Here is a 13,473-nt window from a genome sequence, read left to right as displayed (position 1 = left end):
GGGTCGGACCGGCCGTCAGTCACCGCCGGTCCCCCCGTCGAGATCGCTCGCCGTTGCGGCGGATGGAGAAGGGCACCCTTCCCCATCCGCCGCTCGGCGTTTCGTCGCATCGCGCCAGCGCCTCGTGGAGTTCGGCCAGCCGGCCCAGACCGCCACCACCCGCCGGGCGGCGTTCGCCGTCCAGGACGGCCTCGCCGCGGGCGTGGGCGATGACCGTGTACGGCCGGGCAGCCGGGCCGTCGGCCTGATCCCGCGGCGGAACCGGAGGCGCCCGCGCGTTACGAGCCGCCCACGCCTCCCCCATGCTCACCGCCGGGGCGGCACGCTTCGTGGCAGGCTGGCGGCATGCGTGCGGCCCGGCTCATCAAGATGGTGCTCCTGCTGCAGTCCCGGCCGTCCATGACCGCCGCCGAACTCGCCCGGGAGCTGGAGGTGTCGGAGCGGACGGTCACCCGGGACGCGCAGGCGCTGTCGGAGGCCGGCGTGCCGGTGTACGCGGACCGGGGGCGGGCCGGCGGATACCGGCTGATCGGCGGCTACCGGACCCGGCTGACGGGCCTGGCCAGGAGCGAGGCGGAGGCGCTGTTCCTGAGCGGGGTGCCCAGGGCGCTCAGGGAGATGGGGCTGGAGGACGCCGCCTCCGCGGCCCGGCTGAAGGTCTCCGCGGCGCTGCTGCCCTCGCTGCGGGACGCCCCGGACAGCGCCGCCCAGCGGTTCCATCTGGACGCGCCGGCCTGGTTCCAGGAGCCGGAGACGCCCGCGCTGCTGCCGGTGGTCGCGGAGGCGGTGTGGGACGACCGCCGCGTCACCGCCCGGTACCGGCGGGGTGACCGCGAGGTCGAGCGGCTGCTGGAGCCGTACGGGCTCGTGCTGAAGGCGGGCGTCTGGTACCTGTGCGCGCGGGTGGCCGACGGCGACTCCTCGGAGGGCGACTCGGGAGACGACTCCTCCGGGGCATACCAGCCCTACCGGACCTACCGGATCGACCGGTTCCGTGCCGTGGATCCTCTGGAGGAACGGTTCTCCCGTGATCCGGAGTTCGGCCTGCCCGGCTACTGGGCCGAGCAGGCCGAGCGGTTCGCACGCTCGATCCTGCGCGCCGAGGTCGTCGTACGGCTGTCCCCGCTGGGCGTGCGCAGGCTGCGGTACGCCGTCGAACCGGTGGCGGCGCGCACGGCGCTGAGCGGGCTGGGCGAGCCGGACGGCGCGGGCTGGGTGACGGTGACGCTGCCGGTGGAGTCCGAGGAGGTCGCGTACACACAGCTGACGGCCCTCGGGGCAGAGGCCGAGGTGCTGGCCCCGCAGAGCCTGCGGGAGCGGTTCGCGGCGGATGCGGCTCGGCTGGCGGCGCTCTACGGCCGTACGGGCGACCGCCGGCGCCCCTGGACGGACTCCGCGGACGCCGGATAACGATCCGCCGTACTCCGGTGTACTCCGCGTGCGTCCCACCGGTGGAGGCCCGATGCTGGTGCCGTGATGGACGAGACGGAGTTCTGGGAGCTGATCGACGCCGCCCGCGAGACCGCCGAGGGCGATCCCGAGGAACAGGCCGACGTGCTCGTGGACCGGCTGCTCCAGCTGGACCCCGACATGGTCCTGGACTTCGCCCGTCACTTCGAGGCCCGCTACAACCGCGCCTACCGCTGGGACCTGTGGGGTGCCGCCTGGGTGTTGCTGGACGGGGCCAGCGACGACGCGTTCGACTTCTTCCGCTGCTGGCTGATCGGCCAGGGCCGGGAGGTCTACGAGGGCGCCGTGCACGAGCCGGACTCACTGGCCGAGCTGCTGGGCGAGTTCGACGAGGAGATCGACGGCGACGGCGAGGAGCTGGGCTATGCGGCGGACGAGGCCTACGAGCAGCTGACCGGCACCGTCGCACCGGACCTGGGCATCGCCCCGGCCCCCGCCGAGCCGGAGGGCACACCGGTGGACTTCGAGAACGAGCGGGCCCTCGCCGAACGGTTTCCGCGGCTGTGGGACCGCTTCCGGGAGTAGCCGGCTCCGGCTCAGCCGGCCGAGCGCCCGTGGACGGCGTCGGCCGGCGGATACCCCTGGGCCCGGCCGGCCCGCTCCGTGTGGTGCAGCGGCGCGGCGTTCGCCTGGTCGAGGGCGGACGCGGTGACCGCGGCCGGGCCCAGGACGACGGTGGCGGCCGCGCAGAGCGCCGCCCAGGGGCCGCGCGCGGTCCATGTCCGGCGGGTCCGCTCCGTGGTCTCGGCATGTGTACGCGTGCTGTTCGTGATCCCCACCTCCGTGATCACCTCTGGCCGGCTGGTGTCGTCCCCGACCGTAGGGCGCGGGGCTCGGAGAAGGCTGCGTGGCGGCTAGGGGGTTCCTGTGAGCGCCCCGGGGGCCGGCCGGCCCGGGAGAACGGGGGCGGTCCAGCCCGGGAAGGCGGGGCCGGCCCGGCCCGGCAGAACCGGAATGGTCCGGCTGGGGACGGCCGGGGTGGTCCGGCCCTGGAGACGGGCGGCGTGCTCCCTGATCTCGGGCAGGAGGACGGTGAGGGCGACGCCGGGACAGTTGGTCATGTAGCCGTCCTTGTGGCCGGCCAGGGCGGGCAGGGTGACGGCGGTGCCGAGCTGGAAGCGGCTGTGGCTGTCGCTGGAGACGAGGCGGACGTTCGCGCGCGGGTCGATGTCGGCGAGGCCCAGTTTCCAGGCGGCGAGGGCGGCGATCGCGTCGGTCATGGCCTTGGGCACGGGCACCCCGGCGGTGAAGGTGCCGATCGCGGCGATCCCGGCGGTGCGGTGGTTGAAGCCCAGGGTGTGGGCGCCGATGACGGCCCGGTCGGAGCCTCCGGCGCGCCCTTCGTAGATAGTGCCGCAGCGGTCGACGAGGAAGTTGTAGCCGATGTCGTCCCAGTGCCGGTCGCCGGTCTGGCCGGCGTACAGGTGGCGGATGATGTTCGGCACGTCGGCACAGTCGTAGTTGCCCGGCGAGTCGGTGTGGTGGAGGAAGACGGCGATCACCTTGTCGTCGTAGCGCGGGGGCGGCGGCTGGGCGCGGCCGGCGGTGCCCAGCCAGACGGAGCGGGGCACGATGTGCGGCCGGGCGGCGCGGTGGAAGGCCGGAGCGCGGGCCGGCAGGGGCCCGTCCTGGGCCACGGTGGTGTCCTCGACACCGTGGGCGAACAGGGAGAGCGCGACGATCGCCGCCAGGCCGGGCAGACTGCCGAGCAGCACCAGCAGGCCACCGGGTATGCGCCGGCCGAACCGGCTGCGTGTCCCCGCCGTACCCGCCGTACCCGGCGCACCCCGTGTCCGCATCGCCTCCGGCTTCCGCGGGGTCCCCGGCAGCTCCGGTATGCCCTGCGTCTCCAGTGGCTGAGGCGGCTCAGGTGGCTCAGGTGGCTTCGGTCTCTCCGGTGGCTCCGCGCTCTCCGCCGGCCCCGGCGGTTCCTGCGTCCCGGTCTCGGGTGTCCCCGATGCCGGGGTCGGCGGGGTTCCGGTTGTCCCGGTCCCCGGTTTCCCCGATGCCGGCGGGTGCACGGGGCTCTCGTTGGCCGGTGTCCCCGATATCCGCGGGGTTCCGGGCTTCTCCGGTGTTCTTCGGACGGCGAACATGATCCCACTCTCGGGCCGCCGGGCCCCGCCCGCGATGTGCGCTGTGCCACCTGGCGGAACCATCGTCCCTGTCCGGGACGTTTCTGGGGGTACACACATACGTGGCCGGTTCGCCGCCCGGTGGCCGTTCTCGCGTGTGGGTGGGTGACTGATCACCGGGCCCGTCCCGTCCGTACTGAGGGGTCCGAGAGAAAGGCGGCTCCGTGGACCTGCTCGACCTGGTGCTAGCGCTGGTGATCCTCGTCTACGCGGCGTCCGGATACCGGCGCGGCCTCGTGGCCGGCTGTGTCTCGCTGGCCGGGTTCGTCGGCGGCGCCGCCATCGGTGTGTGGGTGCTGCCCTGGGTGACCGCCCTGGCCCAGCGCGGCACGGCGCAGGCGACGGTGCTCGCGGTGGCGACGGTCCTGGTGCCGGCGGTGGTGGGGCACGAGCTGGCGGGCCGGCTGGCGCTGCGGCTGCGCGGGGAGCTGGACCGGGGCCCGCTGCGGGTCGTGGACGGGATAGGGGGCGCGGCGGCGAACTCGATCGCCGTGCTGATCGTCGCCTGGGTGGCGGCGAGCGTGCTGGGCGCGGCCCCGTCCCAGACGCTGACGACGGCGATACGGAACTCGACGCTGCTGGGTGCGGTGCAGAAGGCGATGCCGGACACCACGCCCGCGTGGTTCTCGCGGGCCACGTCGGCGCTGACCGAGGCGGGCTTCCCCCAGGTCTTCAACCCGTTCGAGAACGAGTCGACGGCCCGGGTCGCCCGCCCCTCCGGCGACAGCGTCACCCCGGCCGCGACGAGCGCGGCGAAGCTGAGCACGGTCAAGATCGAGGGCGTGTCGGGCAACGAGGGCCGCGAGGGCAGCGGTTTCGTCTACTCCGCACAGCACGTGATGACCAACGCCCATGTGGTGGCGGGCATCGACCAGCCGAGCGTCCGGGTGGGCGGGGTCGGGCGGTCGTACGAGGCCCGGGTGGTGCTCTTCGACCCCGACCGGGACGTGGCGGTGCTGTATGTGCCGGGTCTGCATGCCCCGGTGCTGCGCTTCGACACGACCGCGGCGCGCGGCGACTCGGCGGTGGTCGCGGGCTATCCGCAGGACGGGGGCCTGAATCTGCAGGCGGCGACGGTGGCGAGCCGGGTCCAGGCCACGGGGCAGAACATCTACAACGACGCCACGGTCACCCGGGACATCTACTCGATCCGCTCCACGGTCCGGCCGGGCAACTCCGGCGGCCCGCTGCTGACCAAGAACGGCAGGGTGTTCGGGGTGGTCTTCGCCCGCTCCACCTCGGACGCCGAGACGGGGTACGTGCTGACGGCGGACGAGGTGGCGGGCGACGCCCAGCGCGCGGCCACGGCGACGGTGCCGGTGGACACGGGCCAGCTGGTCAGCTCCTAGGACTCCTGGGATTCCTGGGACAGGCCCCGGCCGTCACAGTTTCCGGCCCATGAGTACGTCGTCGACGTAGGCGCCGTCGAGGAGGAACTCCTCCGGCTGCACGCCCTCGACGGCGAACCCCTCCGACTCGTACAGCGCGCGGGCCGGGGCGTTGTGCCCGAGGACGCGCAGGGTCAGCCGCCGCGCACCGCGCCTGCGGGCCTCCTCGCCCGCGGCCCGGATCAGCGCGCGCCCGAGGCCCCGCCCGCGTGCCTCGTCGGCGACGGCGAGGCCCTGGATCTGGAGCACATGCGCGTTGGAGGCGAGCGGGGTGGGGCGGGCGATGCGGACGTAGCCGACGACGCGGCCGTCGGCCTCGGCGACCAGGTAGTCCTGCGGGACGTGCCGCTCGTCGAAGAACGGCCCCTCCGGCTGCGGCGAGACGGCGTGCAGGGTGGACCAGGTGGCGCGATCGAGGAGGGCGAGTGCCTCCTCGTCCCCGGCGACGGCGACGCGTATGGATGGCTCCGGCATGCCGATCACCCTACGACGGGTGTCCGGAGCACCTCACGGGGTTTTGGCACGGGCATGCTGGAGCCATGGAACGTCTCCGTATCGCGGTGGCCGGCGCGTCCGGGCTCATCGGCAGCGCTCTGGTGCGGTCCCTGACGGCGGACGGGCACGAGGTGGTCCGGCTGGTGCGCCGGGCGGCCACGGGTCCGGGCGAGGTCTGCTGGGACCCGGTCGGGCAGCACGTGGACGCGGTCGGGCTGACCGGCTGTGCCGCGGTGGTCGATCTGGCCGGGGCCGGGATCGGCGACCGCCGCTGGACACCGGCGTACAAGCGGCTGCTGCGGGACAGCCGGGTGCTGGGCACGGCCGCGCTGGCGGAGGCGGTGGCCGCGCTGCCGGAGCCGCCCCGGGTCTTCGTCAGCGGCAGCGCGATCGGTATCTACGGCGACACCGGCGACCGCGTGGTGGACGAGCAGGCGCCGCCGGGCGACGGCTTCCTGCCCTCGCTGTGCGTGGAGTGGGAGGAGGCGGCGGCGCCCGCGCAGGAGGCGGGCGTACGCACGGTGTTCGCGCGGACGGGGCTGGTGGTGGCCCGGGGCGGCGGGGCCTGGGGGCGGCTGTTCCCGCTGTTCCGCGCGGGGCTCGGGGGGCGGCTGGGTGACGGGCGGCAGTACTGGTCGTACATCGCGCTGCACGACGAGGTCGCCGCGATCCGGTATCTCATCGACGACGACACCCTGTCCGGGCCGTTCAACCTGACGGCCCCCGAGCCGCTGACGAACCGTGAGATCACGGCGGCGATGGCGCGCGTCCTGCACCGTCCGGCCCCGTTCGCGGTGCCTGCGCCGGTGCTGCGGGCGGTGCTGGGCGAGATGGCCGGGGATGTCCTGGGCAGCCAACGGGTGGTGCCGAAGCGGCTGTTGGAGTCGGGGTTCCGGTTCGCGTTCCCGGGCATCGAGGAGGCGATCCGAGCGGCCTGAGGCCCCTGATCCCGGCGGCTTGAGGCCCCTGATCCGGGCGACCTGAGGCTCCTGATCCCGGCGGCCTGACGCCCTCGGTCCCGACGGCTCGACGTACGTCAGAGATGTCCTGCGACCTCTTGTGACCGTATGCGACCTCCATGCGACCGTGCTCTGTCCATGCGCGACTGTTTGTGACCGATCACAGACCTAACCTCGACCCGAACTCGGGTATCCCCGAAGCCAGTTGGGGGCATGACGTCTCCACCGGCCGCGCAACCACAGGAGGGGCCTCGTGCTTGAGCCCGCGTACCAGGTGGACGTCGTCATCGTGGGAGCCGGAACAGCCGGACTCTCGGCGGCCCATCGGCTGACCAGCGCAGGAATCTCGACCGCCGTCCTGGAGGCCGCCCCGTACGTGGGCGGCCGCATGTCGACGGAGAAGGTCGACGGCTTCCGGCTCGACCGCATCGGACAGCTGCTGTCCACGTCCTACCCCGAACTGCGCACCACCCCCGGCCTGGACTCCCTGGTCCTGCGCACCTTCGCGCCCGGCGTCCTGCTGCACCGCGACGGACGCACCCAGCGCGCGGGCGCTCCGGCGAGCGGGGGGAGCGCACGGGGCGCACTGCATGCGGTGCGCGCCCTCGCGAGCGCCCCCAGGGGGCCGGCCGCCACCCCCGGCCGGGTCGGCGCGCCGGTGGGCGGCGCGGTCGACCAGGCCCGGCTCGGCGCCGCGCTCGGCCGGATCGCCGCCACGCCCGTGGAGCGCGTCCTGGCCCGCCCCGAGATGCCCGCCGGCCAGGCCCTCGCCCAGCGCGGGATGCCGTCACGCACGGTCGAGGGCTTTCTGCGCCCGCTGCTCGCCACGCTGCTGTGCGACCCGGAGCTGACCACCTCCAGCAGGTGCGCCGACCTCGCGCTGCGCGCCTTCGCGAGCGGCCGGCTGTGCGTGCCGGAGGGCGGCGCGGACGTGCTGCCGGAGCTGCTGGCGCGGGCGCTGCCGCCCGGCACCGTGCGCACCGGTGTGCGCGTGACCTCGGTGTGCACCACCTCGGTGACCACCGCCGAGCACGGTGAGATCCGCTGCCGGGCGGTACTGCTCGCGACGGACGCGCGGGCCGCGGCGCTGCTGCTGCCGGGCCTCAGGGTGCCGGACTTCCATCCGGTGACCGTGGTCCACCACACCACCGACGAACCGGCGGCGGCCTTCGCGACGGGCACCTCCCTACTGCTCGACGCCGACCGCGGCGGGCCGGTGGCGCACACGGCGGTGCTCAGCAACGTGGACCCGAGCCGGGCGCCGGTCGGCCGGGTGCTGATCTCCTCGACGGTGCTCGGGGCTCCGCCCGAGGGCGTCGACACCGCGGTCCGCATCCACCTCTCCCGCCTCTACCGCACCTCGACGCGCCGCTGGGAGACGCTGGCCGTGCACCACACCCCGGAGGCCGTACCCGCGATGCGCCCACCGCACGACCTCCGCCGCCCGGTACGCCTCCTGGCCGGCCTGTACGTCTGCGGCGACCACCGCGACACCAGCACCGTCCAGGGAGCCCTGCACTCCGCTCACCGAGCAGCGGCGGCCGTCCTGGCGGACCTGGGCGCCGCGGGATCGATGCACCGCGCGGAACCGGCCCCGACGTTGCCGAGGGCGGCGTAACCCCGAGGTGAACTAGCCCAACGCCGCCACCTTCTCCCGGTACCCCCTCACCGGTGCCGCGTCGCGATACGGCTCCAGTCGGCGTTCGAAGTCCCGCACGTACTCGATCGCGCGAGCGCTCCGCATCTCGGCGGCCTGCCCGGCGGCCTCCGCGGCCAGTGCGCAGGCCTGGTCCAGTTCGCCGAGACCGAGGCGGGCCGTGGCGAGGACGACCCGGCAGAAGAGCCGGCTGCGGGCGTGGGCGGGCGCGCGGAGCTGGAGCGAGCGCTCGGCGTGCTGGGCGGCCGCCCGGAACTGCTGCAGATCCCGGTGGCAGTGCCCGAACTCGTCCGCGAGCTGCGCCTCGTCGAAGAACTTGGCCCAGTACGGCACCTCGTCCCCGGGCCGGGCCGCCTCCAGGGCGCGCTCGGCCCGTACGAGCGCCGCCGTGCACGCCCGCACCTCACCGAGCACGCCGTGCGCTCGCGCCTCGCAGGCGTGCAGCAGCGCCTGCACCACCGGCGGGCCCGCGGTCCCCATGCCCTGCTGGGCGACCCGGGCCAGCTGCATGGCCTCCCGGCCGTGGCCGAGATAGACGGCCTGACGGCTCATGGTGACCAGCACATAGGAGCCGTACGCCCGGTCACCGGCCGCCTGGGCCAGCCGCAGGGCCTGCACGAAGTACCGCTGGGCGAGTCCGTGCGCGGCGATGTCGTACGACGTCCAGCCCGCGAGCCGGGTCAGGTCGGCCGCGGCGCCGAACAGCCGGCGGCCGGACTGCTCGTCGTAGCTGCCGCGGAGCATCGGCTCGCACTCGTGCTCCAGATAGCGCACCAGGGCCTGCCGGGCGTGGCCGCCGCCGAAGCGGTCGTCGAGGGTGCGGAACAGCTCACCGACCGAGCGCAGCGCGTTGATGTCGCCGTTGGTGACCCGGTGGCCGGGGGCGCGCTCGGCCTGCCCGCGCGCCCGGGGCGGGATCACCAGCACCTGCCGGCCCGGGGGCTTGGCGGGGGCCGGGCGGCTCTGCGGGGGCACGCGGGCCGCCGGTTCGCGGGCCACCTTGTCGTCGGGCTTGCCGATCAGCCAGTCCCGGCTGGGCACCACGAGCCCCGCCGGGGTGAACGCGATCTTGCGCAGTTCGGCGTGGCTGCCGGAGTCCTTGCGCCACAGCCCGCTGACGATGTCGACGGCCTCCTCGGGGGTGGCCGCGAACTCCAGCCCGGCGTACACCGGCGCGCACGCGTCAAGGCCGAGGTCCTGGGCCGTGAGCCTGCGCCCGAGGCGCCGGGTGAAGACCTCGGCGATGAGGGCGGGCGTCGTACCCCGCGGCTGCTGTCCGCGCAGCCAGCGGGTGACCGACGTCTTGTCGTATCTGAGGTCCAGGCCGTGCTCCAGGCCGAGCTGGTCGACGCGACGGGCCAGACCCGCGTTGGAGAACCCCGCTTCTGCGATGAGCGCGGCGAGTTGGCGGTTGGGGGTGCGCTGCGCGGGTCGATCCGTCATCTGCGGTGCGGTCTCCTGCCTTCCGGGCCCCTGAAGTGCCCGGCTTTCCGTTGAGCAGCCCTTTTGGCCTCACGAACGGCGCGAATGTAGCGGAGAGTGAGGAGGCGATCACACCTTCCGTCAGGCATTCATCCGATCGTGTGAGAAACGCCCGCAGGGCTGACGCACACCGGTCGGACGTACAGTGGCGTGGGCGCTTTACGTGCCTGACACACCGATTGCTCGGTCGCTGAGGGAGGCGCTTGCCGTGAGTGAGTTGCGGTTCGTCCGCATGGGATTCGGTGCGGATGCCGTCGATTACCAGGAGGCCTGGGACGAGCAGCGCCGGGTGCACGCGGCCCGGTTCGCGGACGAGGTCCCGGACACCGTGATCCTCCTGGAGCACCCGCCGGTGTACACCGCGGGCCGCCGCACCGCGGACAGCGAGCGCCCGCTGGACGGCACCCCGGTGGTCGACGTGGACCGCGGCGGCAAGATCACCTGGCACGGCCCGGGCCAGCTGGTGGGCTACCCGATCCAGAAGCTCCCGCGCCCGGTGGACGTGGTCGCGCACGTACGGCGCCTCGAAGAGGCGCTCATCCGCACCTGCGCCGACTTCAGTCTGGAGACCACCCGGGTCGAGGGCCGCAGCGGTGTGTGGGTGCTCGGCGACCCGGTCGAGCAGCGGCCCGCACTCGGCGGGCTGTCGCTGGACTTCGATCCGCGGCTGCAGGACGAGGAGTTCGACCCCCGGCTCAACGGCCCCGAGTACGCCCCCTCCAACGCGGGTCAGCGGCGCGAGGACCGCAAGATCGCCGCGATCGGCATCCGGGTCGCCAAGGGCGTCACGATGCACGGCTTCGCCCTGAACGTGAACCCGGACAACAAGTGGTTCGACCGGATCATCCCGTGCGGCATCCGGGACGCGGGGGTCGCCTCCCTCGCGGGCGAGCTGGGCCGGGACGTCACCATCGAGGAGGTCCTGCCGGTGGTCGAGAGGCACCTGACGGACATCCTGGAGAACGCGGAGCTGAAGCCCCGGGCGATCGAGAAGACCTCCGCCTGATGCCGCGCCGGTAGCGCGCCCCTCGCCCAGCACCCCCTTGCCGGGGAATGCGCCCTGCGGCAGCGGGGTTGGCTCCAGCGGCAGGGCGCAGTTTGTACGGGCGTACCCTAGGGTGCGCCGAAGAATCGAAGTCACAGGGAGCCGGTCGTGTCCGCAGTCGCACCCGACGGACGCAAGATGCTGCGCCTGGAGGTCCGCAACAGCCAGACCCCCATCGAGCGCAAGCCCGAGTGGATCAAGACCCGGGCGAAAATGGGTCCCGAGTACACGAAGATGCAGAACCTCGTGAAGAGCGAGGGCCTGCACACGGTCTGCCAGGAAGCCGGCTGCCCGAACATCTACGAGTGCTGGGAGGACCGCGAGGCGACCTTCCTCATCGGCGGCGACCAGTGCACCCGGCGCTGCGACTTCTGCCAGATCGACACCGGCAAGCCCGAGGCCCTCGACCGCGACGAGCCGCGCCGCGTCGGCGAGTCCGTGGTCACGATGGACCTGAACTACGCCACCATCACCGGCGTCGCCCGCGACGACCTGGAGGACGGCGGCGCCTGGCTGTACGCCGAGACCGTGCGCCAGATCCACCAGCAGACCGCGGACCGCGAAGGCGGCCGTACGAAGGTCGAACTGCTGGCCCCCGACTTCAACGCGATCCCCGAGCAGCTCGCCGAGGTCTTCTCCGCCCGGCCCGAGGTCTTCGCGCACAACGTCGAGACGGTCCCGCGGATCTTCAAGCGGATCCGCCCCGGCTTCCGCTACGAGCGCTCCCTGAAGGTCATCACCGAGGCCCGCGACTTCGGCCTGGTGACCAAGTCCAACCTGATCCTCGGCATGGGCGAGACCCGCGAGGAGGTCGGCGAGGCACTGAAGCAGCTGCACGAGGCGGGCTGCGAGCTGGTCACCATCACCCAGTACCTGCGCCCCTCCGTCCGGCACCACCCCGTCGAGCGCTGGGTGAAGCCGCACGAGTTCGTCGAGCTGAAGGAGGAGGCCGAGCAGATCGGCTTCTCCGGTGTGATGTCGGGCCCGCTGGTGCGGTCGTCGTACCGCGCCGGGCGCCTCTACCAGATGGCGATCGAGAAGCGTGGTTCGTACATCGCCTCACAGGCGGTGTGACACCGGCGTACGCCCCCGGCACGCGCGCGCGTGTGAATTCGCGCACAAGCAATTACTGGCCAGTAATGGCCGAGTCGACGCGGCCCTGACCGTCCTCGCTGATGAGGGCGGACATCAGGGCCGCGTCAGCGTTTCAGTGCTCTGTATCAAGGCTTCATTGGTGTTTGACCGGTCGGACACGCCCTGGTAACACCAATCAGTGACTCTGGTATCACGCCTCGTACACCACCCGCTCCGAGGGGGGACCTCGATCATGCAGGCCGCGCCCGTACGCGCCACCGCCATCCCGTCCTTCACCGACGCACTGCGCGCCGTCGAGTCCCTGCTCATGAGCGGCGGCCAGCGCACCGCCCGCCGTAACGCGTGGACCTCCGTGCTGGAGGACCGCCGGCGTGCCAAGGACCGGGTCGAGGCGCAGCGTGTCCTGGAGCAGGCCGCGGACCGCTCCTGACCCGCCCCTTGTCGCTCACCCCTCCCTTCCCCCGTTCCTTCCCTCCGGGCACTGCCGTCGTCCGCACTCCCGGGGCCACGTAGACTTCGTGCCATGGCGAGGAAGGAAACCGCGGCGGACGCCGCGAACGCAGGGCGACTGAAGCAGATCGCCCTCACATACAAGATGACCCGCAAGGCCGACAAGAAGATCGGTCTTGTCCTCGGGGCCGTCGGCATCGGCACCCTCGCTGTCTTTCTCGCGATCGGCTTTCTGCTCGGCCACCCCGTCTACCTGGGCATCTTCGGCCTGCTGATCGGCCTGCTGGCGGCGGCGATCGTGTTCGGCCGGCGAGCCGAGCGCGCCGCCTTCGGCCAGATGGAGGGCCAGCCGGGCGCCGCGGCCGCCGTACTGGACAACATCGGCCGGGGCTGGACGACGACTCCGGCGGTGGCGATGAACCGCAGCCAGGACGTGGTGCACCGGGCGGTCGGGAAGGCCGGCATCGTGCTGGTCGCCGAGGGCAACCCGAACCGGGTGAAGAGCCTGCTGGCCGCCGAGAAGAAGAAGATGAACCGCATCGTCGCGGACGTCCCCGTGCACGACGTGATCGTCGGCACCGGCGAGGGCCAGGTCGAGCTGAAGAAGCTGCGCACGACCATGCTGAAGTTCCCGCGCGTGCTCACCGGCCCCCAGGTGACGACCACCAACGACCGGCTGCGCGCCATGGGCGACCTGATGAGCAACATGCCACTGCCGAAGGGCCCCATGCCCAAGGGCATGCGGATGCCGAAGGGTCGCTGAGGCTCCTCAGTTCAGCGTCCGGAACTCCCGCTCGCAGTAGACCATCGGGGCGCCCTCGCCCAGCCGTACTCCCGTTACCCGGCCGATCAGGATCGTGTGATCCCCGGCCGGGTAACGCGCGTATGCGGCACAGTCCAGCTGCACCGGCGCCTGCTGCACCGTCGGCAGCCCGGTGGGGCTCGGCTGGAGCAGGGCGTCGGAGAACTTGTCCGCGCCCTTGGTGGCGAACAGCAGGGCCAGCGGCTTGTGCTCGGGGGCCAGCACGCTCACCGCGAAGTGGTCGCACCGGGCGAAGACCGCCGCCGAGTCGGCCGCGTCCGAGAGGCAGACCAGGACCAGTGGTGGCTCCAGGGAGACGGAACAGAAGGAACTGGCCGTGAAGCCGCGCGGGGTGCCGTCAGCGCAGCGGGCGGTCACCACCACCACGCCCGACGGAAAGCGCGCCATGGCGTCCCGGAACTCCTCCGGCGTCACCTCGGGCGCCACCACATCCTGAGCATCGGTCATACGGCGACCATGCCGCCGGCTGTTTGA

General features: G+C 73.0%; 15 protein-coding genes. 9 read left to right on the top strand and 6 right to left on the bottom strand.

Annotated elements, in window-relative coordinates:
- Positions 1-19: 19 nt before the first annotated feature.
- On the bottom strand, positions 20-304 hold the full coding sequence (locus AB5L52_RS31510; RefSeq protein WP_369367317.1) for a hypothetical protein: 285 nt from the start codon (positions 302-304) through the stop codon (positions 20-22).
- A gap of 41 nt (positions 305-345) precedes the next feature.
- Here AB5L52_RS31510 and AB5L52_RS31505 point away from each other — a divergent pair, with 41 nt between their 5' ends.
- Both AB5L52_RS31505 and AB5L52_RS31500 read left to right on the top strand, forming a co-directional pair.
- The gene (locus tag AB5L52_RS31505; RefSeq protein ID WP_369367316.1) at positions 346-1,410 is read left to right on the top strand and encodes a helix-turn-helix transcriptional regulator; all 1,065 of its coding nucleotides are present in this window, start codon (positions 346-348) and stop codon (positions 1,408-1,410) included.
- A gap of 66 nt (positions 1,411-1,476) precedes the next feature.
- A complete protein-coding gene (locus tag AB5L52_RS31500) occupies positions 1,477-1,995 on the top strand; it encodes a DUF4240 domain-containing protein (RefSeq protein WP_351018438.1) in 519 nt (172 codons plus the stop codon).
- A gap of 11 nt (positions 1,996-2,006) precedes the next feature.
- On the opposite strand, the gene AB5L52_RS31495 is transcribed toward AB5L52_RS31500, so the two are convergent.
- Positions 2,007-2,243, bottom strand: coding sequence for a hypothetical protein (locus AB5L52_RS31495; protein ID WP_369369009.1), 237 nt, complete (start codon positions 2,241-2,243; stop codon positions 2,007-2,009).
- A gap of 81 nt (positions 2,244-2,324) precedes the next feature.
- Positions 2,325-3,185 carry a peptidoglycan recognition protein gene (locus AB5L52_RS31490; protein ID WP_369369008.1) on the bottom strand — a complete coding sequence of 287 codons (861 nt, stop codon included), beginning with the start codon at positions 3,183-3,185 and terminating at the stop codon, positions 2,325-2,327.
- Positions 3,186-3,769: 584 nt separating this feature from the next.
- On the opposite strand from AB5L52_RS31490, the gene AB5L52_RS31485 reads away from it, so the two are divergent.
- Positions 3,770-4,954, top strand: coding sequence for a MarP family serine protease (locus AB5L52_RS31485; RefSeq protein ID WP_351018266.1), 1,185 nt, complete (start codon positions 3,770-3,772; stop codon positions 4,952-4,954).
- Between the two features lie 33 nt (positions 4,955-4,987).
- Here AB5L52_RS31485 and AB5L52_RS31480 read toward each other — a convergent pair whose 3' ends face one another.
- The gene (locus AB5L52_RS31480) at positions 4,988-5,467 is read right to left on the bottom strand and encodes an N-acetyltransferase family protein (RefSeq protein ID WP_369367315.1); all 480 of its coding nucleotides are present in this window, start codon (positions 5,465-5,467) and stop codon (positions 4,988-4,990) included.
- A 65-nt stretch (positions 5,468-5,532) separates the two neighbouring features.
- Between AB5L52_RS31480 and AB5L52_RS31475 the strand changes: the two genes are divergently transcribed.
- The gene (locus AB5L52_RS31475) at positions 5,533-6,426 is read left to right on the top strand and encodes a TIGR01777 family oxidoreductase (protein ID WP_351018272.1); all 894 of its coding nucleotides are present in this window, start codon (positions 5,533-5,535) and stop codon (positions 6,424-6,426) included.
- Positions 6,427-6,700: 274 nt separating this feature from the next.
- Complete coding sequence (locus tag AB5L52_RS31470) at positions 6,701-8,065, top strand: NAD(P)/FAD-dependent oxidoreductase (protein ID WP_351018275.1); 1,365 nt, start codon at positions 6,701-6,703, stop codon at positions 8,063-8,065.
- 12 nt (positions 8,066-8,077) lie between these two features.
- Here AB5L52_RS31470 and AB5L52_RS31465 read toward each other — a convergent pair whose 3' ends face one another.
- Positions 8,078-9,547, bottom strand: a complete 1,470-nt coding sequence (locus tag AB5L52_RS31465) for a regulator (protein WP_351018278.1) — start codon at positions 9,545-9,547, stop codon at positions 8,078-8,080.
- A 247-nt stretch (positions 9,548-9,794) separates the two neighbouring features.
- On the opposite strand from AB5L52_RS31465, the gene lipB reads away from it, so the two are divergent.
- The 4 genes from lipB to AB5L52_RS31445 all read left to right on the top strand — a co-directional run bounded on the left by lipB (position 9,795) and on the right by AB5L52_RS31445 (position 12,939).
- Positions 9,795-10,592: a lipoyl(octanoyl) transferase LipB gene (lipB, locus tag AB5L52_RS31460; protein ID WP_369367314.1), complete on the top strand. Its 798-nt coding sequence runs from the start codon at positions 9,795-9,797 to the stop codon at positions 10,590-10,592.
- Positions 10,593-10,739: 147 nt separating this feature from the next.
- The gene (lipA, locus tag AB5L52_RS31455) at positions 10,740-11,705 is read left to right on the top strand and encodes a lipoyl synthase (protein WP_351018283.1); all 966 of its coding nucleotides are present in this window, start codon (positions 10,740-10,742) and stop codon (positions 11,703-11,705) included.
- A gap of 253 nt (positions 11,706-11,958) precedes the next feature.
- Positions 11,959-12,156 (top strand): hypothetical protein, encoded by a 198-nt coding sequence (locus tag AB5L52_RS31450; RefSeq protein WP_069781302.1) that lies wholly within the window; start codon positions 11,959-11,961, stop codon positions 12,154-12,156.
- A gap of 93 nt (positions 12,157-12,249) precedes the next feature.
- A complete protein-coding gene (locus tag AB5L52_RS31445; protein ID WP_351566272.1) occupies positions 12,250-12,939 on the top strand; it encodes a DUF4191 domain-containing protein in 690 nt (229 codons plus the stop codon).
- 6 nt (positions 12,940-12,945) lie between these two features.
- Here the strand turns inward: AB5L52_RS31445 and AB5L52_RS31440 are convergent, their stop codons facing one another.
- Positions 12,946-13,446 (bottom strand): flavin reductase family protein, encoded by a 501-nt coding sequence (locus AB5L52_RS31440; RefSeq protein WP_351018297.1) that lies wholly within the window; start codon positions 13,444-13,446, stop codon positions 12,946-12,948.
- Between the last annotated feature and the right edge of the window lie 27 nt (positions 13,447-13,473).

Source organism: Streptomyces sp. CG4 (assembly GCF_041080655.1).
In the GTDB taxonomy this organism is placed as follows: Bacteria; Actinomycetota; Actinomycetes; order Streptomycetales; family Streptomycetaceae; genus Streptomyces.
Note: the sequence above shows the minus strand (reverse complement) of the source record. Positions and strands in the feature narration are given on the sequence as shown.

What these genes read in the sequence shown, in the direction of transcription:
- AB5L52_RS31510 (WP_369367317.1), bottom strand. Translation starts at nt 304, where the DNA reads ATGGGGGAGGCGTGGGCGGCTCGTAACGCGCGGGCGCCTCCGGTTCCG.
- AB5L52_RS31505 (WP_369367316.1), top strand. Translation starts at nt 346, where the DNA reads ATGCGTGCGGCCCGGCTCATCAAGATGGTGCTCCTGCTGCAGTCCCGG.
- AB5L52_RS31500 (WP_351018438.1), top strand. Translation starts at nt 1,477, where the DNA reads ATGGACGAGACGGAGTTCTGGGAGCTGATCGACGCCGCCCGCGAGACC.
- AB5L52_RS31480 (WP_369367315.1), bottom strand. Translation starts at nt 5,467, where the DNA reads ATGCCGGAGCCATCCATACGCGTCGCCGTCGCCGGGGACGAGGAGGCA.
- AB5L52_RS31475 (WP_351018272.1), top strand. Translation starts at nt 5,533, where the DNA reads ATGGAACGTCTCCGTATCGCGGTGGCCGGCGCGTCCGGGCTCATCGGC.
- AB5L52_RS31465 (WP_351018278.1), bottom strand. Translation starts at nt 9,547, where the DNA reads ATGACGGATCGACCCGCGCAGCGCACCCCCAACCGCCAACTCGCCGCG.
- AB5L52_RS31450 (WP_069781302.1), top strand. Translation starts at nt 11,959, where the DNA reads ATGCAGGCCGCGCCCGTACGCGCCACCGCCATCCCGTCCTTCACCGAC.
- AB5L52_RS31445 (WP_351566272.1), top strand. Translation starts at nt 12,250, where the DNA reads ATGGCGAGGAAGGAAACCGCGGCGGACGCCGCGAACGCAGGGCGACTG.
- AB5L52_RS31440 (WP_351018297.1), bottom strand. Translation starts at nt 13,446, where the DNA reads ATGACCGATGCTCAGGATGTGGTGGCGCCCGAGGTGACGCCGGAGGAG.